Source organism: Sphingomonas oligophenolica, from assembly GCF_039522915.1.
Classification (GTDB): domain Bacteria; phylum Pseudomonadota; class Alphaproteobacteria; order Sphingomonadales; family Sphingomonadaceae; genus Sphingomonas; species Sphingomonas oligophenolica.
The window spans coordinates 52,144-75,474 of record NZ_BAAAEH010000024.1 but is presented as its reverse complement, the minus strand read 5'-3'; the positions used below and the strand labels follow the sequence as shown (position 1 = coordinate 75,474).

Here is a 23,331-nt window from a genome sequence, read left to right as displayed (position 1 = left end):
TGCTGAGTGGGTTTCAAGGTAAAACCCATCGCGAAAAAAATCGGGAGGCGGGCGATGACAGGCACGATTTTGGTGACGGGCGGCAGCGGTTATATTGCCGGTTTCCTGATCCGCCAGCTGGCCAGCGAAGGCTGGACGGTCAACACCACCGTGCGGTCGCTGAAGCGTGAGGCTGAGGTGCGCGCGGCGCTCGGCGTACCCGAGGCAAGCCTGCGCTTCTTCGCTGCCGACCTGATGGACGATGCCGGCTGGGCCGAGGCGGTCGCCGGGTGCAGCCATGTCGCGCATGTTGCCTCGCCCTTCCCGCCGGGTGCGGTGAAACATGAGGACGATCTGATCGTGCCGGCGCGTGAAGGCGCGCTGCGGGCGCTGCGTTTCGCCGCTGCAGCCGGGGTAACGCGTTTTGTGATGACCTCCTCGGTGGCGGCGATCGCCTATGGCCACAAAGGGGACGCGCGAACCTATACCGAGGCCGACTGGACTGACGTGAACGCGCCCGGCCTTGGCGCCTATGTAAAGTCCAAGACAGTCGCCGAGCGCGCCGCGCGGGAGTGGGTGGCGGCCAATGGCGGCGGACTCGAATTCTGCACGATCAACCCATCCGCGGTTCTCGGTCCCTTGCTGAGCGACGACTTCTCCGCCTCGATCGAATTCGTGAAGCGCCTGATCGACGGATCGATGCCGGGCTTCCCGCGGCTTGGGTTCGCGGTTGTCGACGTGCGCGATCTGGCCGATCTCCATGTCCGCGCGCTTAATGCGCCGGGCATGGCGAATGAGCGCTTCATTGGCGCCGGGCCCTTCCTGATGATGAAGGATGTCGGTGCGATCCTGCGCGAGCGGCTCGGCTCCGAGGCGAACAAGGTGCCGAAGCGCGTCGTTCCCGATTTCGTCATCAAGCTGATGGCGCTGTTCGACGCGAGCATCAGGCAAGTCACCGGGGAACTTGGCCGGACGCGCGCAGCCGATTCGAGCCATGCCCGTGACGTGCTTGGCTGGGTGCCGAGGCCCGCCGAGGATTCGATCATCGAGACCGCACGCAGCCTGATCGACCGGGGCATCGTCAAGGTCTGAGCGCGGGCATAGTTCGATCTCTGCCGAACCAATGCTGCTGATCCCGTCGCTATTTACGGCGCTTTCAGTCGGTGGAGGCGGGATGGGCAACGATATCACGACGGACCTGGACCGCCGCTATGTGTCCGATTGGTTCTGGGACCTCGAGATGCTCGCAAAGGCAGTGGGCGTTGCCACGGCCGAATTGGGCGAAATGATCGGCGCCGGCTGTGCGCCCGGCGCGATCTACGCGTTCAGCAGGGAGCATGGCTGGTGGAGCGCGCTTGGCGGTCACCGCAGCGGCCATGCCGGGCCGCCACCGCCCGGCGCCGAGTGCTGGTTCGCGCCGGCCGCTGTGTGGGGGCTGCGGCGCGCGGTTCTGGCGCGCCGCCAGGGCGCCTCGCCCGAAGCGGCCGCGCGACTGAACCAGGTGCTGTTCGAGGATGAATTCGTCGCCGCCCTGGCGCAACTGCCCGAGGCCCGGATCGCCTATGCCGATTGTTTCGACGCGAGCGGGGTGGTTGCCGCTGCCGCCGGCGCGCAGGCAGCGCGGGAATGGGCAGACTGGATCAAGGGCGGCTACGCTGTTTGCCTGCGCATCTTCACTGCAGACACCTGTGTGCGCAAGGAATCGCTCGCCGCGCTGCTGAAGCGCCATATCGCCGACCCGCAATCCTGTCCGATGACGGCGGCCGAGGCGCTGGCGGCGTGCGAAAGCCTGGCGCAGCTGATGCTGCCCTTCGCGCCGTGGCAGCGGCCGCTCGGCACGCCGGGGGTCACGATCGACCGGCTGCTTGCCGATCTGGCGCTCGGCCGCGAATTTCCCTTTGCGAGTCCGGCGGCGAGATCGAGATAAGGCTGCGCTACAGGAAGTTGTTCGGCCAGATCATCGTCCGCCACATATGGGCGGTCGGCGAGCCGTCGAAGCCAAGCCCCTCGGCCGGCTGGCGGAAATTGCGGCCGATCACGTCAGTCAGGAATTCCGGATCGGGTACCGGCACCTCGTCGAAGAAATAACGGTCATAGAGCGTCACCAGCCGCGCACTCATATACCAGCGATGCGCTCGAGCAGCCTCGGCATCGCGCCTGATATAATCGGGCGGAACATAGTCGGCGCCAAAGAAGCGGTGATAGCTCTCCGGATACTCATAGCCCACCGACGAATCGGCGAAATAGCGCAACGCCTGATGCTGCTGCACTGCCCAGGCCACTTCCTCGTCGACATAGGGCGCGATCATCTGCGCCCCCCAATAGCCATGGTCCGAGCGGATCAGGCATGCGTTCGAGATGTCGTGGAGCAGGCAGGCAAGGACGATCTTTTCCTCCTGACCTTCGTCCATCGCGCGCTTCGCTGCGGTCAGCAGGTGGCGGCCGGTGATGCCGGTGATCCGCAGCCGGAAGAAATCGAGTAGGGTCGGCGCCTCGGGCATCCGCGGCAATGCAGGATTGTCGCCCATCATCATCACCGTATCGGGGCCCAGCCGGGCCAGCGCCTCATGCTCGCCGGTCGATTGCCCGGTGCCGACGATCGCCACAGGCGCCGGGACGATGATCCGCTCGCGCCCCTCTTGTGGCCATTCGGCTTCGGGAAGATGATCCATGCACATTCTCATGCTGTGCCAAATCCCGGCACCCGGGGAAAGGGGCTCACACGACCCGATAGGGCACCGTGCCCCGCATATCGGGATCGACGCTGATCTCGCGATCGGCGGGCGGAAAGGCGCGCTGGTCGCAATCGTCGCGCGGGCATAGCCGGCACGAGATGCCGATCGGGATCGGCGGCGCGCTCCGGTCCAGCGCATCGGCATAGACGAAGTCGCCGGCATGCTCCGCCTCGCAGCCGAGCGTCACTGCATAACGGCGCGGGATTCGGGTGAAGCTGCCCGACGGTTTCACCAGCCCCTTTGCCATCGAGACATAGCGCACGCCATCGGGCGTCTCGGCATGCTGGACGATGATCCGGTCGGGGATCGCAACGGCCTCATGCACGATCCACAAGGGGCAGGCGCCGCCGAACCGCGCGAATTGCAGTCGCGTCGCCGAATGCCGCTTGGTGATGTTGCCGGCCATGTCGACCCGACAGAAATAGAAGGGGACGCCCTTCGCGCCGGGTCGCTGCAGCGTCGAGAGCCGATGGCAGGCCTGTTCGAAGCTGACCCCGAAGCGGCGGCACAGCCGGTCGATATCGTGGCGCATTGCCCGGGCGGTGGCGCGGAACCGGGCATAGGGCATGGTCAGCGCGCCGGCACCGTAATTGGCGAGGCCGATACGGAGCAGGTTGCGGGCCTCGGTGCTGGATACAGCGGCGCTCTCGACGATCGACTCGATCATTCCCTTGAACGCGGTCGCCGCGAGCTGGTGGGCGATCAGGAAGCGGCGGCTCTCGGGCGGCAAGGCGCCGCCCAGCGTCAGCGTGCCGCGCCGGCGATCGAGCGCGCGCAAGGGCGCGTCGTCGTCGGCGGGAGTCACGATGGTGATGCCGTGCGACGCCAGGCGGGCGACCAGCGCAGCCTCGTCCGATCCGAGCTCCTCGGCGAGTGCCTCGGCAGCGCGGTCGAGCGGATCGATATAATTGCCGGCAATGTGGAACCAGTCGCGCACCGCCTCCCATGGCATGCGGGCGCCCGCGCCCGATGCGCCGGCGGCCATGCTCTCCTCGACCATCTGCAACCGCTCCTCGGCCGCGCGCACCGCGCCGTGAAGGGCGATGATCCGATCGGCGATTTCGGGCCGTTCCTCGGCAAGCCGGGCGATTGCCTCTGGTGGGGGTGCCGGGGGCAGCACCGGATCGGCGAGCGCGTCGGCAAGGCCCGACAGGCGCAGCGCCGGGGCTGCGCTCTCGATCGCGGCCAGCGCTCCCGGATGACGCCGCCGGAGCGCGGCGGTCACCGCGGGCGTGAGTGGTCGGTCGCCGCTTTCGAGCTGCGAGAGATAGCTGACGGAGATCCCGAGCCGCGCCGCCATCGCTGCCTGGTTGAGCCCGGCCGAACGGCGCAGCGCACGGAGCTGTTCTCCGGCGTAGAGGCGGGCGGTCAGGCGGGGCATGACGGCTTTTCCACAGCGACCATCGGACTCATGTTCACCGTCCTTGAAGAATGTCACGCGAAGGCGCGAAGGATTTCGGAAGAGCCGTCGGACCAGATCCTCTCCGCGTCTTCGCGCCTTCGCGTGAAAAAATTTCCACTCTCATTCGCGCCTACTTCGCAAAATAGATATTCGCAACTTCGCAAATTCACATTTGCAAATCGCTGTCCGGCTTGAAAGAGGAGGGGCCTGCCTTGTCCCCGGAGTATACATGTCGTCGACGATTCCCGAGCTCGAGCGCAAGCGCGCGGCCGCCCGCCTGGGTGGCGGCGAGAAGCGGATCGCCGCCCAGCATGCACGCGGCAAGCTGACGGCGCGCGAGCGGCTGAACATCCTGCTCGACGAGGGATCGTTCGAGGAGCTCGACATGTATGTCGAGCATAATTGCGTCGATTTCGGCATGCCCGACCAGATCATTCCGGGCGATGGCGTCGTGACTGGATCGGGCACCGTCAATGGGCGACTGGTGTTCGTCTACAGCCAGGATTTCACCGTGTTCGGCGGCTCGCTCTCCGAGCGGCACGCGCAGAAGATCTGCAAGATCATGGACATGGCGATGAAGGTCGGCGCGCCGGTGATCGGTATCGCCGATTCGGGCGGCGCGCGCATCCAGGAAGGCGTTGCCTCGCTCGGTGGCTATGCCGAGGTGTTCCAGCGCAACGTGCTCGCCTCGGGGGTCGTACCCCAGATTTCGCTGATCATGGGGCCATGCGCGGGGGGCGCCGTCTATTCTCCGGCCATGACCGACTTCATCTTCATGGTGAAGGATAGCTCCTACATGTTCGTCACCGGCCCGGATGTAGTGAAAACCGTTACAAACGAGATTGTCACGCAGGAGGAACTGGGTGGAGCGGTGACGCATACCACGAAGTCGGGGGTCGCCGACATCGCCTTCGAGAATGATATCGAGGCGCTGCTCGCGGCCCGCGACTTCGTGGACTTCCTTCCTGCCTCGAACCGCGAGGCAGTGCCCGAACGCCCGAGCTCGGACCCCTGGGACCGGATCGAGGAGAGCCTCGATACGCTGGTCCCGGCGAACGCGAACCAGCCCTATGACATGCACGAGCTGATTCGGAAGACAGTCGACGAGGGCGATTTCTTCGAAGTGCAGCCGACTCATGCCGGCAACATCATCATTGGCTTCGGCCGGATCGAAGGGCGCACGGTCGGTGTCGTCGCCAACCAGCCCATGGTGCTGGCCGGCTGCCTCGACATCAACTCCTCGAAAAAAGCGGCGCGGTTCGTGCGTTTCTGCGACGCGTTCGAGATTCCGATCATCACCTTCGTCGACGTGCCTGGCTTCCTGCCGGGCACCGCGCAGGAGCTGAACGGTATTATCAAACACGGCGCGAAACTGCTCTTCGCCTATGCCGAGGCGACCGTACCCAAGATCACCGTCATCACCCGCAAGGCCTATGGCGGCGCCTATGACGTGATGGCCTCGAAACATCTGCGCGGCGATTTGAACTATGCCTGGCCGACCGCAGAGATCGCGGTGATGGGCGCCAAGGGCGCGGTCGAGATCATCTTCCGCGGCAAGAGCGCAGCCGAAATCGCTGAACGCACCGCTGAATATGAGGCCCGCTTCGCCAACCCGTTCGTGGCCGCATCGAAGGGGTTCATCGACGAGGTGATCCTCCCCCATTCGACCCGGCGGCGGGTCGCGCTCGGCTTGCGGAAACTGCGTGGCAAGAGCCTCGAAAATCCGTGGAAGAAACACGACAATATACCGCTGTGACCCGGCCATCCTCATCATGCGCGCGCCCGGCGCCTCTCAGGCGGCGCTCCCTTGCACTCGGTGTCGGCTTTGGCGCAGGGTTCGTGCCGCAACTCGAGACAGGTGGTGAAGCATGCTCCTTTTCCTGACCATGGCCCTTCAGGCGGCGGCGCCAGCCGCCGCGGCCCCGCCCGCACCACCGCCGCCACCCTGGACGCCGCGGATGCGGTTGGATCCGGTGACCAACAAAACGTCTGGCTCGGTCTCGGTAACCTCGGCTGACGGCAATAGCCGGCTGGTGGTCCGCTGCGATCGCCGCGACGAGAATGTCGTGTCGATTCAGTTCATCCCGACCCCGCCTTTCGCTGCAGCGACGCCGCGGCCGGTGTCGATCGCCATCGATGGCGGCGCCGCGCTCGGGGCGAACTGGGATTTCCCGGGACGGGGCGCAGTGGTTTCGGATGAAACGATCGTGACCAACCTCACCCTCGCTATCGCGCACGGCAAGGTGATCAAGGTCCATGCGATCGATCCAGCCGAAAAGACCATGGACGCGACCTTTGCCGGTCCGCCGAGCGACGCGCCGATCAGGCAGGTCGTCGAAGCGTGCGGCTACACCTTTGGCGTGGTGCCCGTGCGCGAAGCTGTACCGCCGGCGGCGCCGAACCCATGAACCTGGGCCGCCTCAACCATATCGGTATCGCGACGCCGTCGATCGAGACGTCGATCGCGCTCTATCGCGACCTGCTCGGGGCAACGAGGGTGCATGCGCCGTTCGATCTTCCGGCGCAGGGGGTGAGGGTCTGCTTCATCGACACGCCCAACACGCAGATCGAGCTGATCGAGCCGCTCTCGGACGAATCGCCGATCGCAGGCTTTATCGCGAAAAATCCGGCAGGCGGGCAGCACCATATCTGCTTCGAGGTGCCCGATATCCATGTCGCGATAGCCGAGCTTGGTGCCAAGGGCGCACGGGTGCTCGGCGAGCCGCGGATCGGCGCGCACGGCACGTTGATCGTCTTCGTCCACCCCAAGGATATGGGCGGCACCCTGGTCGAGCTGATGGAAACACCCCGGGAAGGGCATTGATGGCGTACGAGATGATCCTGAGCGAGCGACGGGGCGATGTACTCGTCCTCACCCTCAACCGGCCCGACCGGCTCAACGCGGCGCCGCCTGCGATGTTCGACGAGTTGCGGGACGCGATCGGCAGGCTGGACGGCGCCCGCGCGGTGCTGTTCACCGGCGCCGGCCGCGCCTTCTGCTCGGGCGCTGATGTCGCCGGCGGCGCCTTCGCGACCGATAGCGATCCGGCCGAGACGACCTTTCAGGCGCTGACCAGACACTACAACACGACGATCGCGGCAATCGCCGATCTCGCCGTGCCGGTGGTCAGCGCGGTGCGCGGGCCGGCGGCGGGGATCGGCTGCAGCCTCGCGCTCGCGGCGGATTTCTGTGTCGCTAGCGAGACTGCCTATTTCCTCCAGGCCTTCGTCAATATCGGCCTTGTGCCCGATGGCGGTGCGAGCTGGATGTTGCCGCGGCTGATCGGCAAGGCCCGCGCCACCGAGATGATGATGCTCGGCGAGCGCGTGCCGGCGGCGAAGGCACTCGACTGGGGCCTGATCCACAAGGTCGTCGCCGACGATGCGCTCGATGCCGAAGCCTTTGCGCTCGCCGAGCGGCTGGCGGCGGGGCCGACGGTGGCGCTCGGCCTGATGCGGCGCGGCCTCGCCCATGCGCTCGAGGTCGATTACGCGACGGCGATGAAGCACGAGGCCGAAAACCAGCGCGCTGCGCGCGGTTCAGCGGATTCGCTGGAGGGCGGAATCGCCTTTCTGCAGAAGCGCAAGCCGGCGTTCCGGGGGGCGTGACATCGTGACCGCCAAGCCAACCATCGACACCTGGCAGGCTGCCGCCGCAAAGGAAGTGAAAGGCAAGGATCTCACCTGGCACACGCCGGAAGGGATCGACGTCAAGCCGCTCTACACCGCCGAGGACGTCGCCGGTATCGATCCCGGCCTGCCGGGTTTCGCGCCGTTCACCCGCGGCGTGCGCGCCTCGATGTACGCCGGCCGGCCCTGGACGATCCGCCAATATGCCGGCTTCTCGACCGCTGAAGCCTCCAATGCTTTCTACCGTCGCAACCTCGCCGCCGGGCAGAAAGGATTGTCGGTCGCCTTCGATCTCGCCACGCACCGCGGTTACGACAGCGATCATCCGCGTGTGACGGGCGATGTCGGCAAGGCCGGCGTCGCGATCGACACGATCGACGACATGAAGATCCTGTTCGACGGCATCCCGCTCGACAAGATGAGCGTGTCGATGACGATGAACGGCGCGGTCATCCCGATCCTCGCCTTCTTCATTGTCGCGGGCGAGGAGCAGGGCGTCCCTCAGGAATTGCTGGACGGCACGATCCAGAACGACATCCTGAAGGAGTTCATGGTCCGCAACACCTATATCTACCCGCCCGAGCCGAGCATGCGGATCATCTCGGACATCATCGGCTACACCTCGCGCCACATGCCGAAGTTCAACTCGATCTCGATCTCCGGCTATCACATGCAGGAAGCCGGGGCGACGCAACTCCAGGAGCTCGCTTTCACGATCGCCGACGGCCGCGAATATGCCAAGGCGGCGATGGCCTCGGGGCTCGATCTCGACGCCTTTGCCGGACGGCTGTCCTTCTTCTTCGCGATCGGCATGAACTTCTTCATGGAAGTCGCGAAGCTCCGCGCCGCGCGCAAGCTCTGGCACCGGGTGATGACCGATCTTGGCGCGAAGGACGAGCGCTCCAAGATGCTGCGCACGCATTGCCAGACCTCGGGCGTGTCGCTCACCGAGCAGGATCCGTATAACAACGTCATCCGCACCACGATCGAGGCAATGGCAGCGATGCTCGGCGGTACGCAGTCTCTGCACACCAACGCGCTCGATGAGGCGATTGCGCTGCCGACCGACTTCTCCGCCCGGATCGCGCGCAACACGCAGATCGTGATCCAGGAAGAGACGGGCATGACTCATGTCGTAGATCCCCTTGGCGGCTCCTATTATGTCGAGAGCCTGACCCAGGAGCTCTACGATAAGACCTGGGAGATCATCGAGCGGGTCGAGGCTGAGGGCGGCATGGCGAAAGCTGTCGCGGCCGGCTGGCCCAAGGCAATGATCGAAGAGGCCTCGGCGGGTCGCGCCGCGCGGGTCGATATGGGCGAGGACGTGATCGTCGGCGTCAACAAGTACAAGCTCGCCGAAGAGGATGATATCGACATCCTCGACGTCGACAATGTCGCGGTGCGGGAATCGCAGATCGCGCGGATCAAGAAATCCAAGGCCGGCCGTGACGAAGCGAAGTGCCGGGCGGCGCTCGATGCGCTCCGCGAAGGTGCGCGCGGCACCGAGAATGTGCTCGGCCTGGCCGTCGAATGCGCCCGCCAGCGTGCGACGCTCGGCGAGATCAGCCAGGCGATGGAGGATGTATTCGGGCGCTACGGCACCAATCCGACGCCGGTCTCCGGCATCTATGGCGGCGCGCACGAGTTCGACGCGCGCTGGCGTGGCCTGCTCGACGGGGTCGGGTCGCTGACTCACCGCATGGGCCGCAAGCCACGCCTGCTCGTCGCCAAGATGGGCCAGGACGGGCATGATCGCGGCGCAAACCTCGTCTCCTCGGCGTTCGGCGATCTCGGCTTCGAGGTGGTGCCGGGGCCTTTGTTCCAGACGCCCAAGGAGGCCGCGGATCTGGCGATCAAGTCCGATGTCGATGTCGTCGGCGCGTCGTCGCTGGCGGCAGGCCACAAGACGCTGATCCCGGAGCTGATCGGCCATTTGCGCGACGCTGGCCGGAGCGACATCAAGGTGATCGCGGGCGGGGTGATCCCGGCGCAGGATTATCAATATCTGCGCGATGCTGGCGTGCAGGGGATTTTCGGTCCCGGCACCAATCTGGTGAACGCCGCGACCGAGGTGTTGAAATTGCTTGGGCATAACCAGCCCCCGATCGAGGAAGCCGCGGAATGAGTGACGTTTCTGAACTCCCCTCCCGTTTACGGGAGGGGCCGGGGGTGGGCTCGTGCTCTCCTCAGGCGGACCGTTCGTTGGAGCCGGGCGCCCACCCCCCGGCCCCCTCCCGCGAGCGGGAGGGGGAGAAGACGTGGACCCGCGCCGACATCGCCGCCCTGTTCGATCTCCCCTTCACCGAACTCGTCTTCCGCGCCGCCGAAACCCACCGCGCCCATCACGCCGCCGGCGAAGTCCAGCTCTGCACTTTGCTGTCGATCAAGACCGGCGGCTGCCCCGAGGATTGCGGCTATTGCTCGCAATCGTCTTCCGCCGATTCAGGCCTCAAGGCCGAGAAGTTGATGGAGGTGGACGCAGTCCTCGCCGCCGCCGCCGAGGCAAAGGCGTCGGGTTCGCAGCGCTTCTGCATGGGCGCGGCGTGGCGCAACCCCAAGGACCGCGACATGGGCGCGGTGGTCGCGATGGTCGAGGGCGTCAAGGCGATGGGCCTCGAAACCTGCATGACGCTGGGCATGCTCGAGCCGCACCAGGCCGAACAACTCGCCCATGCCGGCCTCGATTATTACAACCACAATATCGATACCTCGCCCGAACATTATGGCGATGTCATCACCACCCGGACTTTCCAGGACCGGCTCGATACGCTGGAGAATGTCCGCCAGGCCGGCATCAATGTCTGCTGCGGCGGCATTGTCGGCATGGGCGAGACCCGCGCCGACCGGGTCGGCTTCGTCCATGCGCTGGCGACCCTGCCACGCCATCCCGAAAGCGTGCCGATCAACGCGCTGGTGCCGGTTCGCGGCACGGTGCTCGGCGACATGCTCGCTGGCACGCCCATGGCGAAGATCGATGATATCGAGTTCGTCCGCACCGTCGCGGTCGCGCGCATCACCATGCCGCTGAGCATGGTGCGCCTCTCGGCGGGCCGAGAGAGCATGAGCGAGGCGACCCAGGCATTGTGCTTCCTCGCCGGCGCCAATTCGATCTTCACCGGCGAGAAGCTGCTGACCACGGGCAACGCCGGCGGCGGCGCCGACGCGGCATTGTTCGCCAAGCTGGGGCTCAAGCCGATGGAAGGCGAGGAGCCGATGCGGGTCGCGGCCGAATGAATTTATTCCCCTCCCGCTTGCGGGAGGGGGCAGGGGGTGGGCTCGCGCTCACCGCAATTATTTCCGTTTGTGGTAGGCCGGGCGCCCATCCCCCGGCCCGGCTTGCGGAAGGGGAGTAGAGTTTGTTCAAGAAAATCCTGGTCGCCAATCGTGGTGAGATCGCCTGTCGTGTCATGCGCACCGCCAAGAAGATGGGGATCGCCACTGTCGCGGTCTATTCGGATGCCGATGCGCGCAGCCCGCATGTGCTGATGGCCGACGAAGCCGTGCGGCTCGGGCCGGCACCCGCCAATGAGAGCTATCTCAAGGCCGATCTGATCCTGCTCGCCGCGAAGGAAACCGGCGCTGATTGTATCCATCCGGGCTATGGCTTCCTGTCCGAACGCGAGAGTTTCGCCAGGGCCTGCGCCGACGCGGGCATCGCCTTTGTCGGTCCGCCGCCGCACGCGATCGCCGCGATGGGCGACAAGATCGAATCGAAGAAGCTTGCCAAGCAGGCCGGCGTCAATGTCGTCCCCGGGTTCCTCGGTGAGATCGACGATACCGAGCACGCAGTCCGGATTGCCTCGGACATCGGTTATCCGGTGATGATGAAGGCCTCGGCCGGCGGCGGCGGCAAGGGGATGCGGCTTGCCTATTCGGAGCAGGATGTCCGCGAAGGCTTCGAGGCGACCAAGCGCGAAGGCCTGGCCAGCTTCGGTGACGACCGGGTGTTCATCGAGAAGTTCATCGAGAGCCCGCGCCACATCGAAATCCAGGTGATGGGCGACCAGCACGGCAACATCGTCTATCTGGGCGAGCGCGAATGCTCGGTCCAGCGCCGCCACCAGAAGGTCGTCGAAGAGGCGCCGTCGCCTTTCGTCACGCCTGAAATGCGCAGGGCAATGGGCGAGCAGGCAGTCGCGCTCGCGGCAGCGGTCGGCTATTATTCGGCGGGCACCGTCGAGCTGATCGTCTCGGGTGCCGACACCTCGGGCAAGGGCTTCTACTTCCTCGAGATGAACACAAGGCTCCAGGTCGAGCATCCCGTCACTGAATGCATCACCGGGCTCGATCTGGTCGAGCTGATGATCCGGGTCGCGGCGGGCGAGCCGCTCGGCCTCACCCAGGACGATGTGAGGCTCACCGGCTGGGCGATCGAGAACCGGGTCTATGCCGAGGATCCCTATCGTGGCTTCCTGCCCTCGATCGGGCGACTGATCCGCTACAATCCGCCCGAGGACGGCCGGCCCGCTTACGGCCCGGTCGATCCGAAAGCGGATGCTTATGTCCGCGTCGATGACGGCGTCAGCGAAGGCGGCGAGGTCTCGATGTTCTACGATCCGATGATCGCCAAGCTGATCACCTGGGCGCCGACCCGCCTCGAGGCGATCGACCAGCAGATCGCGGCGCTCGATTCCTTCGAGATCGAGGGACCGGGCAACAATATCGATTTCGTCTCGGCGCTGATGCAGCATCCGCGCTTCCGTGCGGGCGCGCTGACCACCGGCTTCATCGCCGAGGAATATCCCGATGGGTTCCACGGCGCCCCGGCGTCGCCAGAATTGCTTCGGAGCCTCGCCGCGATCGCTGCCTTCGCTGCGACGGCCGAGGCTGATCGGGCGCGGCGGATCGACGGCCAGCTCGGCAAGCGCCTGCGGCCGCCCGCCGAATGGAGCGTGAAGATCGAAGGCGCCGAGCATCAGGTCTCGGTTTCGACTGACGGCATCCTGGTCGATGGCGAGGCACTCGAGATTGCGCTTGAATATACGCCCGGCGACCGGGTGGTGGAGGCCGAGCTCGGCGACGACGACCTGGTGGTGAAGATCGCGCGGGTCCGCGCCGGCTTCAAGCTCACCGCGCACGGCGCGAGCCATGTCGCCCGCGTCCTTCCCGCTCACGTCGCGCCTTATGCGGCGCATCTCATCGAGAAGATCCCCCCCGATCTCTCGCGATTCCTCCTCGCGCCGATGCCCGGCCTGCTGATGCGGCTCGATGTCGCCGCGGGCGACAAGGTCGAGGCCGGCCAGCCGCTGGCGGTCGTCGAGGCGATGAAGATGGAAAATATCCTGCGCGCGGAAAAGGCCGGGACCGTCAAACTGATCAACGCGGCGCCGGGCGACAGCCTTGCCGTGGACGCGGTGATTCTCGAGATGGAATAGCGGTTCGCGCTCGCCTCGGGCCGGGCTCGAGACCGATCGTTGCGCTGCAAGGATACAAATTGCGACAATATTTCGATGGACCAAAATCGGCTCGATAGCCATTTGAGCCAAATGTTTCGCTCGCGCATCGCTCTGCTGTTGGTCGTCTCGCTGCCGCTCCAGGCATGCGCGGTCGGCCCGAATTATGCGCCGCCCGCGCCGGCCGGGCTCGGCGTCCCGGCAACCTATTCGACCCCGGCACCTGCGGGTGAGCCGGCCGACATCCGGTCCTGGTGGACAAACTTCAACGATCCCGAACTTGTCGCGATCGTCGAGCGCGCCCGTGCCGGCAATCTCGACATAGCCCAGGCCGTGTCGCGGCTCCGCCAGGCGCATGAATCGCTGATCCAGTCGCGGGCCGACCTGCTGCCCTCGGTTTCGGGCTCGGCCGGGTATAATCGCGCCGTGTTCGATGCTGTCGGCGCGCGCGACAATTTCTCGCTGGGCGCTGATGTCTCCTACCAGGCCGATCTGTTCGGGGGCGTGAGACGCGGTATCGAGGCGTCGCGCGCGACCTACCAGGCAAGCGGCTTCGATCTCGCGACGGTGCAGACCTCGATCGAGGCCGAGGCGGCGCGCAATTATATCCTTGCCCGCCAGGCGCAGGCGAACCTGGCGATTGCGCGCAATTCGCTCGGTATTCAGGACGACAATCTCGAGATCACCGGATTCCGCGTCCAGGCCGGGCTCGTCTCCTCGCTCGACAGCGAACAGTCACGCCAGCAGCGCGCCCAGACCGCGGCGACCATTCCGACGCTCGAGCAGAATTACCAGACAGCGGTCAATCGCCTCGGCGTGTTGACCGGCCAGGCCCCCGGCGCGCTCAAGGCCGAGCTCGAGGCGACCGCGCCGATCCCCAAGGGGCCTGACTCGCTCGCTGTGGGCATCCCCGTCGACACGCTGCGCCAGCGCCCCGATGTCCGCGCCGCCGAACGCCAGCTCGCCGCCGCGACCGCCCAGATCGGCGTCGCCAAGGCGCAGCTTTATCCGGCGCTCAACATCACCGGCAATATCGGCACCGCCGCCAGCTCGATCGGCGGGCTGGCCAGTGTCGTCACCGGCAGCCTGTTCGCCGGGCTGACTCAGCTGATCTTCGATGGCGGCCGCACCCGGTCGCGGGTCCGCGCGCAGGAAGCGGCTGCCGAGGGCGCCCTCGCCAATTACAAGCAGGTCGTGCTGACCGGCCTCGAGGATGTCGAGAATGCGCTCACTGCGCTCCAGGCCGCCAAGGATCGCCAGGTTCAGTTCGCGATCGCGCTCGACGCCTCGAACAACGCAGCGATCCTCTCGCGCAGCCAGTATCGCGCCGGGCTCACCGACATCACCACGCTCAACACGAATGAGAGCGCGTTGCTGTCGGCCCAGAACGGTCTCTCCAACGCCAGGGCCGATCAGGCCCAGGCGCTGGTTCAACTTTATCTCGCGCTTGGCGGCGGCTGGGACAGCAACAGCGTTCCGCAGGCACCGCTTGCGCAATCGCCCCGGGAATGACGATGGCCACTATCGACAATGAAAATCTCGACGAATTCCTGGGTGCGAAACCAGTGCCCTGGTGGCAGCGTTACGCGAAATGGGCGCTCGTTGGCGTCGGCGTCATCCTGTTGGTCCTGCTCGGCCTGCATTTTTTCGGCGGGACGACCACCGTCCAATATGCGACTGAGCCGGTCGCGCGCGGATCGCTTTCGGTCACCGTTTCCGCGACCGGCAAGCTCGCGCCGACCAACCAGGTCGAAGTCGGCTCCGAACTGTCCGGCCTTATCACCAAGGTCGTCGTCGACGTTAATGATCGGGTGACGGCAGGCCAGCCGCTCGCTTTGGTCGATCCGTCGCGCTTCAATGATACCGTCAACCAGAGCAAGGCAGCCCTTGACGCGGCGGTGGCGACGGTCGCGCAGAACCAGGCGTCGCTTGACCAGTCGAAGGCGACGCTCGCGCGCTTCCAGGAAGTGAGCAGGTTGTCGGGCGGGCGCGTCCCGGCCAAGACCGAGATGGACCAGGGGATCGCCGACCGCGACCGCGCCGTCGCCAATCTCCGTGCGGCCCAGGCCAATGTCGTGTCGGCACGGGCGACGCTTTCCTCGAACGTCACCCAGCTCACCAAGACGGTGATCCGCTCGCCCGTGAACGGCGTCGTCCTCACCCGCCAGATTGAGCCGGGCCAGACCGTGGCCGCCTCGTTCAGCACGCCGACCCTGTTTGTCATCGCCCAGGATCTGAGTTCGATGAAGCTCGAGGTCGCGATCGACGAGGCCGATGTCGGTTCGGTCAAGCAGGGCCAGCAGGCAAGCTTCACCGTCGACGCCTTTCCGGGCAAGACCTTCCCCGCCTCGATCACCCGGGTCGATCTCGGCTCGAACCTGAGCGCGCAGTCGAGCACCTCGTCGACGACCAGCACGACGACCGCTCAGGTCGTGTCCTATGGCGCGACGCTCAGCGTCTCCAATGCCGATCAGCAGCTTCGCCCCGGCATGACCGCGACCGCCGATATCGTGACGACCGCCCGGAACAACGTGCTGCTCGTCCCCAATGCGGCGCTGCGCTTCAAGCCCGTTGCGACTGCCACGCCGAGCGCTGCCGCCAGCGGCGGAATCGCGGGCGCGCTCATGCCGCGACGGCCACGCGGCGGCGCCGGCGCCAGGGGCGACGCGTCGGTCGTTCGCGGCGGTTCGCAGACCGTCTATGTAAAGGACGATAGCGGCCAGCCCAGGGCGGTCAGCATCACCACCGGCGTGACCAACGGTACCATGACCGAGGTGGTCGGCGGCGACCTCCAGCCCGGCATGCAGGTGATCACCGGCCAGCTTTCGGGCACCGGGTCGGGCAGCAGCAAGAAACGGCGCTCGGGCGCGGGCAGCGGCGCGGCCGCTGGCGGCGGACAGCGCAGTGGCCAGTAATGCGCCCGTAACGACCGCGACGGGCGCCGGTGCCGCGCGCGCCGCGCCGATCATCTCGCTGCGCGGCGTCACCAAAATCTATGGCGAGGGCGCAACGGCGTTCCAGGCGCTGAAGGGAGTCGATCTCGACATCGCCCAGGGCGATCTCGTCGCGGTGATGGGCGCCTCGGGCTCGGGCAAGTCGACCATGATGAACATCCTCGGCTGCCTCGACGTGCCGAGTGCCGGCACCTTCCTGTTCCGGGGCCGGCATGTCGAGACGCTCGATCGTGACCAGCGCGCGCTGCTGCGCCGCAAATATCTCGGCTTTGTCTTCCAGGGCTTCAACCTGCTCGCCCGCACCACAGCGCTCGAAAATGTCGAGCTGCCGTTGCTGTATCGCGGCGATGCGAAGAAGGATCGGCACGACGCGGCGATGGCCGCGCTCGACAAGGTGGGGCTTGCCGCCTGGTGGGATCACACGCCGGCCGAGCTTTCCGGCGGCCAGCAGCAGCGCGTCGCGATCGCCCGCGCGATCGTCACCTCGCCCGACGTGTTGCTCGCCGACGAACCGACCGGCAATCTCGATTCGGAGCGTTCGGTCGAGATCATGGAATTGCTCAGCGGGCTCAACCGCGACAGCAACATCACCGTGCTGATGGTCACTCACGAGCCGGAAATGGCCGCCTTCGCGCACACCATCGTTCATTTCAAGGACGGGCTGGTCGAACGGATCGAGACTCAGCGCGCGCGCGGGGAGCGGGTGTCGGCAGACGAGTCTGTCCCCCTCAGGGGAGGGGTCGGGGTAGGCTCACTCGACAGCCCGCCAGCGCCCCCCGCCTCCAGTCCCTCCCCTGAAGGGGAGGGGGGAATATAATGCTCGGCACCACCTTCCTCCTCGCGATCCGCTCGATCGCGCGCCACAAATTGCGGTCGTTCCTCACAACGCTCGGCATCATCATCGGCGTCGCGGCGGTCGTCACCATGGTCACGCTCGGCCAGGCGACCACCGCCGCGGTGCAGAAGTCGATCGCGTCGCTCGGTACCAACGTCCTCCAGGTCCGCCCCGGCCAGGGCTTTGGCCGCGGCGGCGGCGGCCCGCGTCCGCCCGATTTCAAGCCCGAGGATGTCGAGGCGATCGCCAACCAGATCGCCGGCGTCACCGCCGTCGCGCCGCAGGCCCAGTCGACCGGCACGGCGATCTATGAAGGCGCCAACTGGTCGACGACGATCAACGGCACGACCAGCGCCTATTTCGACGTCCAGCCCTGGCCGCTCACCAGCGGCCGCTATTTCACCACGATCGAGGAACAGGCCGGCAAGGCGGTGTGCATCGTCGGCAGCACCGTCGCCAAGAATCTGTTCAATGGCGGCGAGGCGATCGGCACGCGAATCCGTCTCGGCGGCATTTCGTGCGACGTGATCGGCACGCTGTCGACGCGCGGCCAGGCCGGGTTCGGCGGCGATCAGGACGATGTCGTCATCATGCCGATCAAGACGGTGCAGCGCCGCTTCACCGGCAGCCGCGATATCCGCCTGATGCTGGTCGGCGTCGACGAAGCCTATTCGACCGCAGTGGTCCAGTCCTCGATCGAGGATCTGCTGCGCGAACGCCGCAACATCAACGGCAGCAAGGAAGACGATTTCAACATCTTCGACACCAAGCAGATCTCGGACACGCTGACCGGCACGACGACCTTGCTGACCGGCATCGTGACAGCGGTCGCCGCAATCTCGCTGCTGGTCGGCGGAATCGGGATCATGAACATCATGCTCGTCTCGGTCACTGAACGGACCCGCGAGATCGGCATCCGACTCGCGATCGGCGCCGTCGCGCGCGAGGTGCTGCTCCAGTTCCTGGTCGAGGCAGTGGCCCTGTCGTGCCTGGGCGGCGTGATCGGGTTGGTCATCGCGCAGATCGCGGTCGTTTCGCTCGCGCCGGTGATGAAGGTCAGCTTCCTGTTCGTGCCGCAGATCAACGTGATCGCGTTTGCGATTTCGGCGCTGATCGGCGTCGTGTTCGGCTATTTCCCGGCGCGCCGGGCTGCGTCGCTCAACCCGATCGATGCGCTTCGGCACGAGTGACGGATTATCGCAGCGCCCGCAGCCGCTCCAGGTCCTCGGGCGTATCGATGTCGATCAACTCGCGCGCCGGCGCGTAGACATGGCGCCCGGCGAGCACCATCGCCCGCGCGCCCGCATCGCCCTCCAGTGCCAGCAGCGCCTCGTACCGGCCGGCGCCGAACACTGCCGGCGGGCACGGATTCACCCCGTCGGTCGAAGCGACGACGGCGTCGGCACTGTCGGCCGCATCGAGCAGGTTATAGACATGAGTCGCCGTGACGCGCGGCATATCGGCAAGCGCGATCAATACCGCTTCCGGGCTCTCGGCCCTCGCGCAGGCAACGCCGAGCTTCACTGATTCCGATATGCCGATTTCCGGCGCGTCATTGTGGATCAGGCGGTAGCCCCGGCTTTCGAAATCGAGATTGGTGCCGTTCCTGACCACGAAGCGGGCCTGGAAGGGAATAGCCTCGAGCGCGGTCACGACATGAAAGGCGAGCGGCTTGCGCAGGAACAGCTGCTCGAGCTTGTCGGCCTCGCCAAAGCGCTTCGAACGGCCGGCGGCGAGCAGGATCAGGGCGGTCTTTTCGGCAGCGATCATGCCTTTTTCCTGTCCTCGCGGGCGTTGAACGCGCCCACCATCGCCGCGGCAATCGACAGCGCGATTTCCGCCGGGCCGATCGCGCCGATATCGAGCCCGACCGGCGCATCGATCCGGTCGAGATCGGCCTCGGTCACTCCCGCCGCCGCCAACCGCTCCCGCCGCGCGGCATGGCTGCGCCGCGATCCCAGCGCACCGACATAGGCAGTCGGCGCGGCCAGCGCGGCGATCAGCGCAGGATCGTCGATCTTGGTGTCATGGCTGAGCGTGACGACAGCGGTCGAAGGCCCGGGCGCATAGGCGGCGACTGCCTCGTCGGGCCAGCCGTCATTGAGCGCCACGCCGGGGAACCGCTCCTCGGTCAGGAAACGCGCCCGCGGGTCTATTACCACCGTCTCGATGCCAAGCTCGCGCGCCAGACCAGCCAGCGCCTGGGCGATCTGCACGGCGCCGACGATGAGCAAGCGGCGCGGCGGATCATAGCGGTTGATGAAGGCCGAGCCCGTCTCGATCGGCCGCGCATCGCTGTGCCCGGTCGCAAGGTCGGTGGCGATCGTGAGCGCCTTGCCTGCCTCGCGCGCCTCGGCGATCCGGTCGAACAATTCGGGGTCGAAACCCTCGGCCGAGACCGGCTGGACCATTACTGAAATCTCGCCGCCACAGGGCAGGCCCACTTCCCAGGCGGCTGCGTCGGCGATGCCATAGGTCTTCACCTGGAATGGCGCGCCCGCGATCACCTCGGCTGCGGTCGCGAGGATGTCGCTCTCGACGCAGCCGCCCGAGACCGAGCCCTCGAAACGGCCATCGGCATGGACGAGCATATGGCTGCCCCTTGGCCGCGGCGCCGATCCCCAGGTCGAGACGACCGTGGCGATCGCCATCGGCGCGCCCTTCCAGCTTTGTGCCGCGGCGAGGACTGTGTCGTTATCGGCCATCAGAACCTCATATCGGCGGCAATCCCGCCAGCACCTTGTCGAGCGTCATCGGGAAGTCGCGCACCCGCACCCCGCAGGCATTGTAGATCGCATTAGTCACCGCAGCACCGGCGCCGGAAATGGTCAGTTCGCCAAGCCCCTTCACCCCGATCGGGTTGGCGTGCCGGTCCACATCCTCGATGAAATGCACGTCGAGATGCGGTACATCGGCATGCACCGGCACATGATATTCGCCGAGATCATGGTTCACGAACTGGCCGTAGCGCGTGTCAAGCTCGAGGCCCTCCATCAGCGCATAGCCGATTCCCCAGATCATCCCGCCGATCGCCTGGCTCCGCGCCGTCTTGGCGTTCAGGATTCGCCCGGCCTCGAACACGCCGAGCATTCGCCGCACGCGCACGGCACCGGTCACCGCATTGACCGCGACCTCGGCGAATTGCGCGCCATGCGCCGCCTGGCTGAAACTGCGCGCATTGCTGCCCTGGCTGATCTTGCCGGTCGCCACCAAAGGCGCGTCGCCCACCAGCGTATCGAGTGAGACGCGGCGGTTGCCGGCGATGGCATGGCCATCCTTCAACGTCATGTTCTCTGGGCTGGTGTCCATCCGCTTCGCCAGCTCGGCGACGATATCCTCGCAGGCAAGCGCGACCGAGGATCCGGCGCTGGCCGCGCCGAACGACCCGCCCGAGCCCGCGCCGGTCGGCATGTCGCTGTCGCCGAGCTTCACATCGATGCAGTCGATCGGCAGCCCGAGCGACTCGCCCGCGATCTGGGCGAGGATCGTGTAGGTCCCGGTGCCGATATCGGTCATGTCGGTCTCGATTCGGGCGCGGCCATCGCTGCCGAGCGTCACCCGTGCCTCGGAATCGATCAGCAGGTTGATCCGCACCGCCGCCGCCATGCCCATGCCGATCAGCCATTCGCCCTCGCGGACCGAGCCCGGCGTCGCCGAGCGGTTCGCCCACCCGAAGCGCCGCGCGCCTTCGTCGAGGCATTCGACCAGCCGCCGCGTCGAGAAAGGCGCGCCGGTCATGGGATCGACCGCCGGCTCGTTGAGCTTGCGGAAATCGATCGGATCGCGGCCGAGCTTCTCGGCCAGCTCGTCCATGGCGGTCTCGAGCGCGAGCATGCCGACCGCCTCGCCCGGCGCCCGAACCGCGCCGGCCTGGACCATGTCGAGCGTCACGATCTTGTGGCTGATATGGCGCGCTGGCGCCGCGTAGAGCGCGATCGTGCCGAGCGCGACCGGCTCCATGAATCCGCCGTCGGGGCCCTGGCTCACCACGCTGTCATGCCCGATCGCAGTCAGCTTCCCGTCGGCATCGGCGGCGAGGCGGATCCGTTGATGCGTGTCGGTGCGGCGATAGACATTGTGGAACAGCTGCGCGCGCGCCATCGCGATCTTCACCGGCCGGCCCAGCCGCTCGGCCGCGATCGCCGCCATCACCGCTTCGGGTCCGAGCATCTTGCCGCCGAATCCGCCGCCGATATAGGGCGAGACGATCCGGACATTGCCGGGCTCGATCCGCAGCGCGCCGGCGAGCACTGCCTTGGCTGCGCCGAGGATCTGCAGGCTCGAATACAGCGTGAGCTTCTTCCCCTCCCACACCGCGATCGAGGCGTGCGGCTCCATTGCGGCATGGACCTGGTGCGGGGTCGAATAGACCTGGTCGATACAGGCAGCCGCCTCGGCCATCGCCGCCTCGATATCGCCCTTGGCAACATCCTTCAGCCGCGAATCCGCCGGCGGCCCGCTTGCATGGGTAACATGGGCGAGCGTGTCGAAGCGGCCGGCTTCGGCCTCGATCTCGACCCGCACTGCGCGTGCCGCTTCCCGCGCCGCCTCGAAGCTGGTCGCGATCGCAGCGCCGATCACCTGGTCCCAATGGTCGATCGCCGCATTGCCGCGCTTCGCCGGCACGAAGCCCGCCGCCTGGCGCGGAATACGCGGGTCGTCGACGATGATGTCGAGCACGCCGGGCACGGCGCGCGCCGCGTCGGTATCGAAGCCGATCACCTTGCCCTTCGCGGCGGGTGCGGTGATCAGATAGCCATAGGCGACCTGGTCGCCGACCTGATGCTCATAGCCATAGGTCGCTGCACCCATCACCTTGAGCACGCCGTCGATCCGGTCGATCCCCTTGCCGAGCACATCCTGCACCCCGCGATCCATCGCGAGGCCGGGGTGATCGGCGTCCATCACATAGTCGCTCATGCAGTACCGCCGGTCAGGTCACGCAGGCACGCGATCAGTACGCGCCTCGTCAGGGGAATCTTGAAGTCGTTCGAGCCGGAACCCTTCGCGCCGGCGAGCAACGCATCCGCCGCTGCTTCGAACACGGCGGTGGAGGGGGCGTTGCCGACCAACGCCGCTTCCACGGCCGGATTGCGCCACGGCATCGGGCCGAGGCCGCCAAAGGCGAGCGCGGCCGAGGCGATCCTGTCGTCCTCGACCGAGATGATCGCAGCCACCGAAACCAGCGCAAAGGCATAGGATGCCCGGTCGCGCACCTTGCGATAGAGCTGGGTGCCCGCCGGCGGTGGCGGCAGTTCGACATGGGTGATCAGTTCGCCACCCTCGAGCACCGTTTCGATCTGCGGCGTGTCGCCCGGCAGCCGGTAGAAATCGCCGATCGCGATCCGGCGCCGGTCGCCATCGGGTTTCAGAGTCACGATGGTCGCGTCGAGGGCGCGCATCGCCACCGCCATGTCGCTCGGATGAGTCGCGATGCACTGGTCGCTCGTCCCGAGCACGGCGAGGATTCGGTTGAACCCGCCGATCGCCGAACAGCCGCTGCCGGGGTCGCGTTTGTTGCAGGGCATGGCGGTGTCGTAGAAATAATAGCAGCGCGTCCGCTGGAGCAGATTGCCCCCCGTCGACGCCTTGTTGCGGAGCTGCCCTGAGGCGCCGGCGAGCAATGCCCGGCTCAGTACCGGATAGCCCTTGATCACGCGCCGGTCGGCGGCGAGATCGCTGTTCGGCACCAGCGCGCCGATCGTCAGGCCACCGTCCGCGCGCTCCTCGATATCGGCTAGGTCGAGCCGGCTGATATCGACCAGCTTTTCAGGCGTCTCGATCTGCAGCTTCATCAGGTCGAGCAGGTTTGTGCCACCCGCGATGAATCGGCCTCCCGCCGCGACCGCAGCCTCCGGGCTGTCCGCCCTGGCATAGTCGAAGCTCTTCATGCGTCGGCACCCGATGGCGCCAGCCCGGCGACCTCCGATATGGCGTCGACGATATTGGGATAAGCCGAGCAGCGACAGAGATTGCCGCTCATCCGCTCGGATATCTCGGCGTCGTTGAGGTCGATTGCGTCAAGCGACCCGCTGACATGGCTCGGCCAGCCCTTCGCGACTTCGTCGAGCATCCCGACCGCCGAGCAGATCTGCCCCGGCGTGCAATAGCCGCACTGGAAGCCGTCATGCTTCACGAACGCCGCCTGGAGCGGGTGGAGCGTGTCGGCGCTGCCGAGCCCTTCGATCGTCAAGATGTCATCATCCTGATGCATGACCGCGAGCGTGAGACAGGAATTGATCCGCCGGCCGTTCACCAGCACGGTGCAGGCGCCGCACTGGCCGTGGTCGCAGCCCTTTTTGGTGCCGGTCAGCCCGAGATGCTCGCGGAGCAGATCGAGCAGCGAAGCGCGGATATCGGGTTCAGCCTCGCGGGGCGCCCCGTTGATCGTGAAATGCATGGG

20 protein-coding genes are annotated in these 23,331 nt (G+C 66.4%); 13 read left to right on the top strand and 7 right to left on the bottom strand.

All coding sequences use genetic code 11. The features are described 5' to 3' along the window. The first annotated feature begins 54 nt into the window (after positions 1-54). Both ABD050_RS13270 and ABD050_RS13265 read left to right on the top strand, forming a co-directional pair. Positions 55-1,071 (top strand): NAD-dependent epimerase/dehydratase family protein, encoded by a 1,017-nt coding sequence (locus tag ABD050_RS13270; RefSeq protein ID WP_343889858.1) that lies wholly within the window; start codon positions 55-57, stop codon positions 1,069-1,071. Positions 1,072-1,153: 82 nt separating this feature from the next. Next, positions 1,154-1,906 carry a DUF6058 family natural product biosynthesis protein gene (locus tag ABD050_RS13265; RefSeq protein WP_343889857.1) on the top strand — a complete coding sequence of 251 codons (753 nt, stop codon included), beginning with the start codon at positions 1,154-1,156 and terminating at the stop codon, positions 1,904-1,906. A 7-nt stretch (positions 1,907-1,913) separates the two neighbouring features. Here the strand turns inward: ABD050_RS13265 and ABD050_RS13260 are convergent, their stop codons facing one another. Both ABD050_RS13260 and ABD050_RS13255 read right to left on the bottom strand, forming a co-directional pair. After that, on the bottom strand, positions 1,914-2,651 hold the full coding sequence (locus tag ABD050_RS13260) for an HD domain-containing protein (protein WP_343889856.1): 738 nt from the start codon (positions 2,649-2,651) through the stop codon (positions 1,914-1,916). Between the two features lie 46 nt (positions 2,652-2,697). After that, complete coding sequence (locus ABD050_RS13255; protein ID WP_343889855.1) at positions 2,698-4,095, bottom strand: helix-turn-helix domain-containing protein; 1,398 nt, start codon at positions 4,093-4,095, stop codon at positions 2,698-2,700. Positions 4,096-4,345: 250 nt separating this feature from the next. Here ABD050_RS13255 and ABD050_RS13250 point away from each other — a divergent pair, with 250 nt between their 5' ends. From ABD050_RS13250 to ABD050_RS13200, 11 genes are all read left to right on the top strand, one after another. Then, complete coding sequence (locus tag ABD050_RS13250) at positions 4,346-5,872, top strand: acyl-CoA carboxylase subunit beta (RefSeq protein ID WP_343889854.1); 1,527 nt, start codon at positions 4,346-4,348, stop codon at positions 5,870-5,872. A gap of 112 nt (positions 5,873-5,984) precedes the next feature. Beyond that, a complete protein-coding gene (locus tag ABD050_RS13245; RefSeq protein ID WP_343889853.1) occupies positions 5,985-6,524 on the top strand; it encodes a hypothetical protein in 540 nt (179 codons plus the stop codon). Continuing rightward, a complete protein-coding gene (gene mce / locus ABD050_RS13240) occupies positions 6,521-6,940 on the top strand; it encodes a methylmalonyl-CoA epimerase (protein WP_343889852.1) in 420 nt (139 codons plus the stop codon). The genes ABD050_RS13245 and mce overlap by 4 nt, the downstream gene beginning before the upstream one ends. Next, entirely contained in the window at positions 6,940-7,725 is a 786-nt protein-coding gene (locus ABD050_RS13235; protein WP_343889851.1) for an enoyl-CoA hydratase-related protein, read from the top strand. Before mce ends, ABD050_RS13235 begins: the two co-directional genes overlap by 1 nt. 4 nt (positions 7,726-7,729) lie before the next feature. Next, positions 7,730-9,871 (top strand): methylmalonyl-CoA mutase, encoded by a 2,142-nt coding sequence (scpA, locus tag ABD050_RS13230; protein ID WP_343889850.1) that lies wholly within the window; start codon positions 7,730-7,732, stop codon positions 9,869-9,871. A gap of 77 nt (positions 9,872-9,948) precedes the next feature. Further along, complete coding sequence (gene bioB / locus ABD050_RS13225) at positions 9,949-10,980, top strand: biotin synthase BioB (RefSeq protein WP_343889849.1); 1,032 nt, start codon at positions 9,949-9,951, stop codon at positions 10,978-10,980. Positions 10,981-11,102: 122 nt separating this feature from the next. Continuing rightward, positions 11,103-13,121 carry an ATP-binding protein gene (locus ABD050_RS13220; RefSeq protein ID WP_343889848.1) on the top strand — a complete coding sequence of 673 codons (2,019 nt, stop codon included), beginning with the start codon at positions 11,103-11,105 and terminating at the stop codon, positions 13,119-13,121. Between the two features lie 111 nt (positions 13,122-13,232). After that, positions 13,233-14,651 carry an efflux transporter outer membrane subunit gene (locus ABD050_RS13215; protein ID WP_343889847.1) on the top strand — a complete coding sequence of 473 codons (1,419 nt, stop codon included), beginning with the start codon at positions 13,233-13,235 and terminating at the stop codon, positions 14,649-14,651. A gap of 2 nt (positions 14,652-14,653) precedes the next feature. Next, positions 14,654-16,054: an efflux RND transporter periplasmic adaptor subunit gene (locus ABD050_RS13210; protein WP_343889885.1), complete on the top strand. Its 1,401-nt coding sequence runs from the start codon at positions 14,654-14,656 to the stop codon at positions 16,052-16,054. Then, complete coding sequence (locus ABD050_RS13205) at positions 16,044-16,910, top strand: ABC transporter ATP-binding protein (protein ID WP_343889846.1); 867 nt, start codon at positions 16,044-16,046, stop codon at positions 16,908-16,910. Before ABD050_RS13210 ends, ABD050_RS13205 begins: the two co-directional genes overlap by 11 nt. After that, positions 16,910-18,118 (top strand): ABC transporter permease, encoded by a 1,209-nt coding sequence (locus ABD050_RS13200; protein WP_343889845.1) that lies wholly within the window; start codon positions 16,910-16,912, stop codon positions 18,116-18,118. Before ABD050_RS13205 ends, ABD050_RS13200 begins: the two co-directional genes overlap by 1 nt. Before the next feature lie 4 nt (positions 18,119-18,122). On the opposite strand, the gene ABD050_RS13195 is transcribed toward ABD050_RS13200, so the two are convergent. The 5 genes from ABD050_RS13195 to ABD050_RS13175 are packed head-to-tail and all read right to left on the bottom strand — an operon-like array spanning position 18,123 to position 23,328. Further along, positions 18,123-18,698, bottom strand: coding sequence for a nucleotidyltransferase family protein (locus tag ABD050_RS13195; RefSeq protein ID WP_343889844.1), 576 nt, complete (start codon positions 18,696-18,698; stop codon positions 18,123-18,125). Beyond that, positions 18,695-19,633: an XdhC family protein gene (locus ABD050_RS13190; protein ID WP_343889842.1), complete on the bottom strand. Its 939-nt coding sequence runs from the start codon at positions 19,631-19,633 to the stop codon at positions 18,695-18,697. Before ABD050_RS13190 ends, ABD050_RS13195 begins: the two co-directional genes overlap by 4 nt. Before the next feature lie 7 nt (positions 19,634-19,640). Continuing rightward, on the bottom strand, positions 19,641-21,848 hold the full coding sequence (locus ABD050_RS13185) for a molybdopterin cofactor-binding domain-containing protein (RefSeq protein WP_343889840.1): 2,208 nt from the start codon (positions 21,846-21,848) through the stop codon (positions 19,641-19,643). Further along, a complete protein-coding gene (locus tag ABD050_RS13180; protein ID WP_343889837.1) occupies positions 21,845-22,819 on the bottom strand; it encodes an FAD binding domain-containing protein in 975 nt (324 codons plus the stop codon). Before ABD050_RS13180 ends, ABD050_RS13185 begins: the two co-directional genes overlap by 4 nt. Then, a complete protein-coding gene (locus ABD050_RS13175; RefSeq protein ID WP_343889835.1) occupies positions 22,816-23,328 on the bottom strand; it encodes a 2Fe-2S iron-sulfur cluster-binding protein in 513 nt (170 codons plus the stop codon). Before ABD050_RS13175 ends, ABD050_RS13180 begins: the two co-directional genes overlap by 4 nt. Positions 23,329-23,331: the final 3 nt, after the last annotated feature.

Bases quoted from the DNA above. Each gene is read 5' to 3' on its own strand.
- ABD050_RS13180 (WP_343889837.1), bottom strand. From the start codon at position 22,819: ATGAAGAGCTTCGACTATGCCAGGGCGGACAGCCCGGAGGCTGCGGTC.
- ABD050_RS13215 (WP_343889847.1), top strand. From the start codon at position 13,233: ATGTTTCGCTCGCGCATCGCTCTGCTGTTGGTCGTCTCGCTGCCGCTC.
- ABD050_RS13190 (WP_343889842.1), bottom strand. From the start codon at position 19,633: ATGGCCGATAACGACACAGTCCTCGCCGCGGCACAAAGCTGGAAGGGC.
- ABD050_RS13200 (WP_343889845.1), top strand. From the start codon at position 16,910: ATGCTCGGCACCACCTTCCTCCTCGCGATCCGCTCGATCGCGCGCCAC.
- ABD050_RS13250 (WP_343889854.1), top strand. From the start codon at position 4,346: ATGTCGTCGACGATTCCCGAGCTCGAGCGCAAGCGCGCGGCCGCCCGC.
- ABD050_RS13255 (WP_343889855.1), bottom strand. From the start codon at position 4,095: ATGCCCCGCCTGACCGCCCGCCTCTACGCCGGAGAACAGCTCCGTGCG.
- ABD050_RS13185 (WP_343889840.1), bottom strand. From the start codon at position 21,848: ATGAGCGACTATGTGATGGACGCCGATCACCCCGGCCTCGCGATGGAT.
- ABD050_RS13175 (WP_343889835.1), bottom strand. From the start codon at position 23,328: ATGCATTTCACGATCAACGGGGCGCCCCGCGAGGCTGAACCCGATATC.
- ABD050_RS13265 (WP_343889857.1), top strand. From the start codon at position 1,154: ATGGGCAACGATATCACGACGGACCTGGACCGCCGCTATGTGTCCGAT.
- ABD050_RS13245 (WP_343889853.1), top strand. From the start codon at position 5,985: ATGCTCCTTTTCCTGACCATGGCCCTTCAGGCGGCGGCGCCAGCCGCC.
- ABD050_RS13195 (WP_343889844.1), bottom strand. From the start codon at position 18,698: ATGATCGCTGCCGAAAAGACCGCCCTGATCCTGCTCGCCGCCGGCCGT.
- ABD050_RS13260 (WP_343889856.1), bottom strand. From the start codon at position 2,651: ATGGATCATCTTCCCGAAGCCGAATGGCCACAAGAGGGGCGCGAGCGG.
- ABD050_RS13235 (WP_343889851.1), top strand. From the start codon at position 6,940: ATGGCGTACGAGATGATCCTGAGCGAGCGACGGGGCGATGTACTCGTC.
- mce (WP_343889852.1), top strand. From the start codon at position 6,521: ATGAACCTGGGCCGCCTCAACCATATCGGTATCGCGACGCCGTCGATC.
- ABD050_RS13270 (WP_343889858.1), top strand. From the start codon at position 55: ATGACAGGCACGATTTTGGTGACGGGCGGCAGCGGTTATATTGCCGGT.
- ABD050_RS13210 (WP_343889885.1), top strand. From the start codon at position 14,654: ATGGCCACTATCGACAATGAAAATCTCGACGAATTCCTGGGTGCGAAA.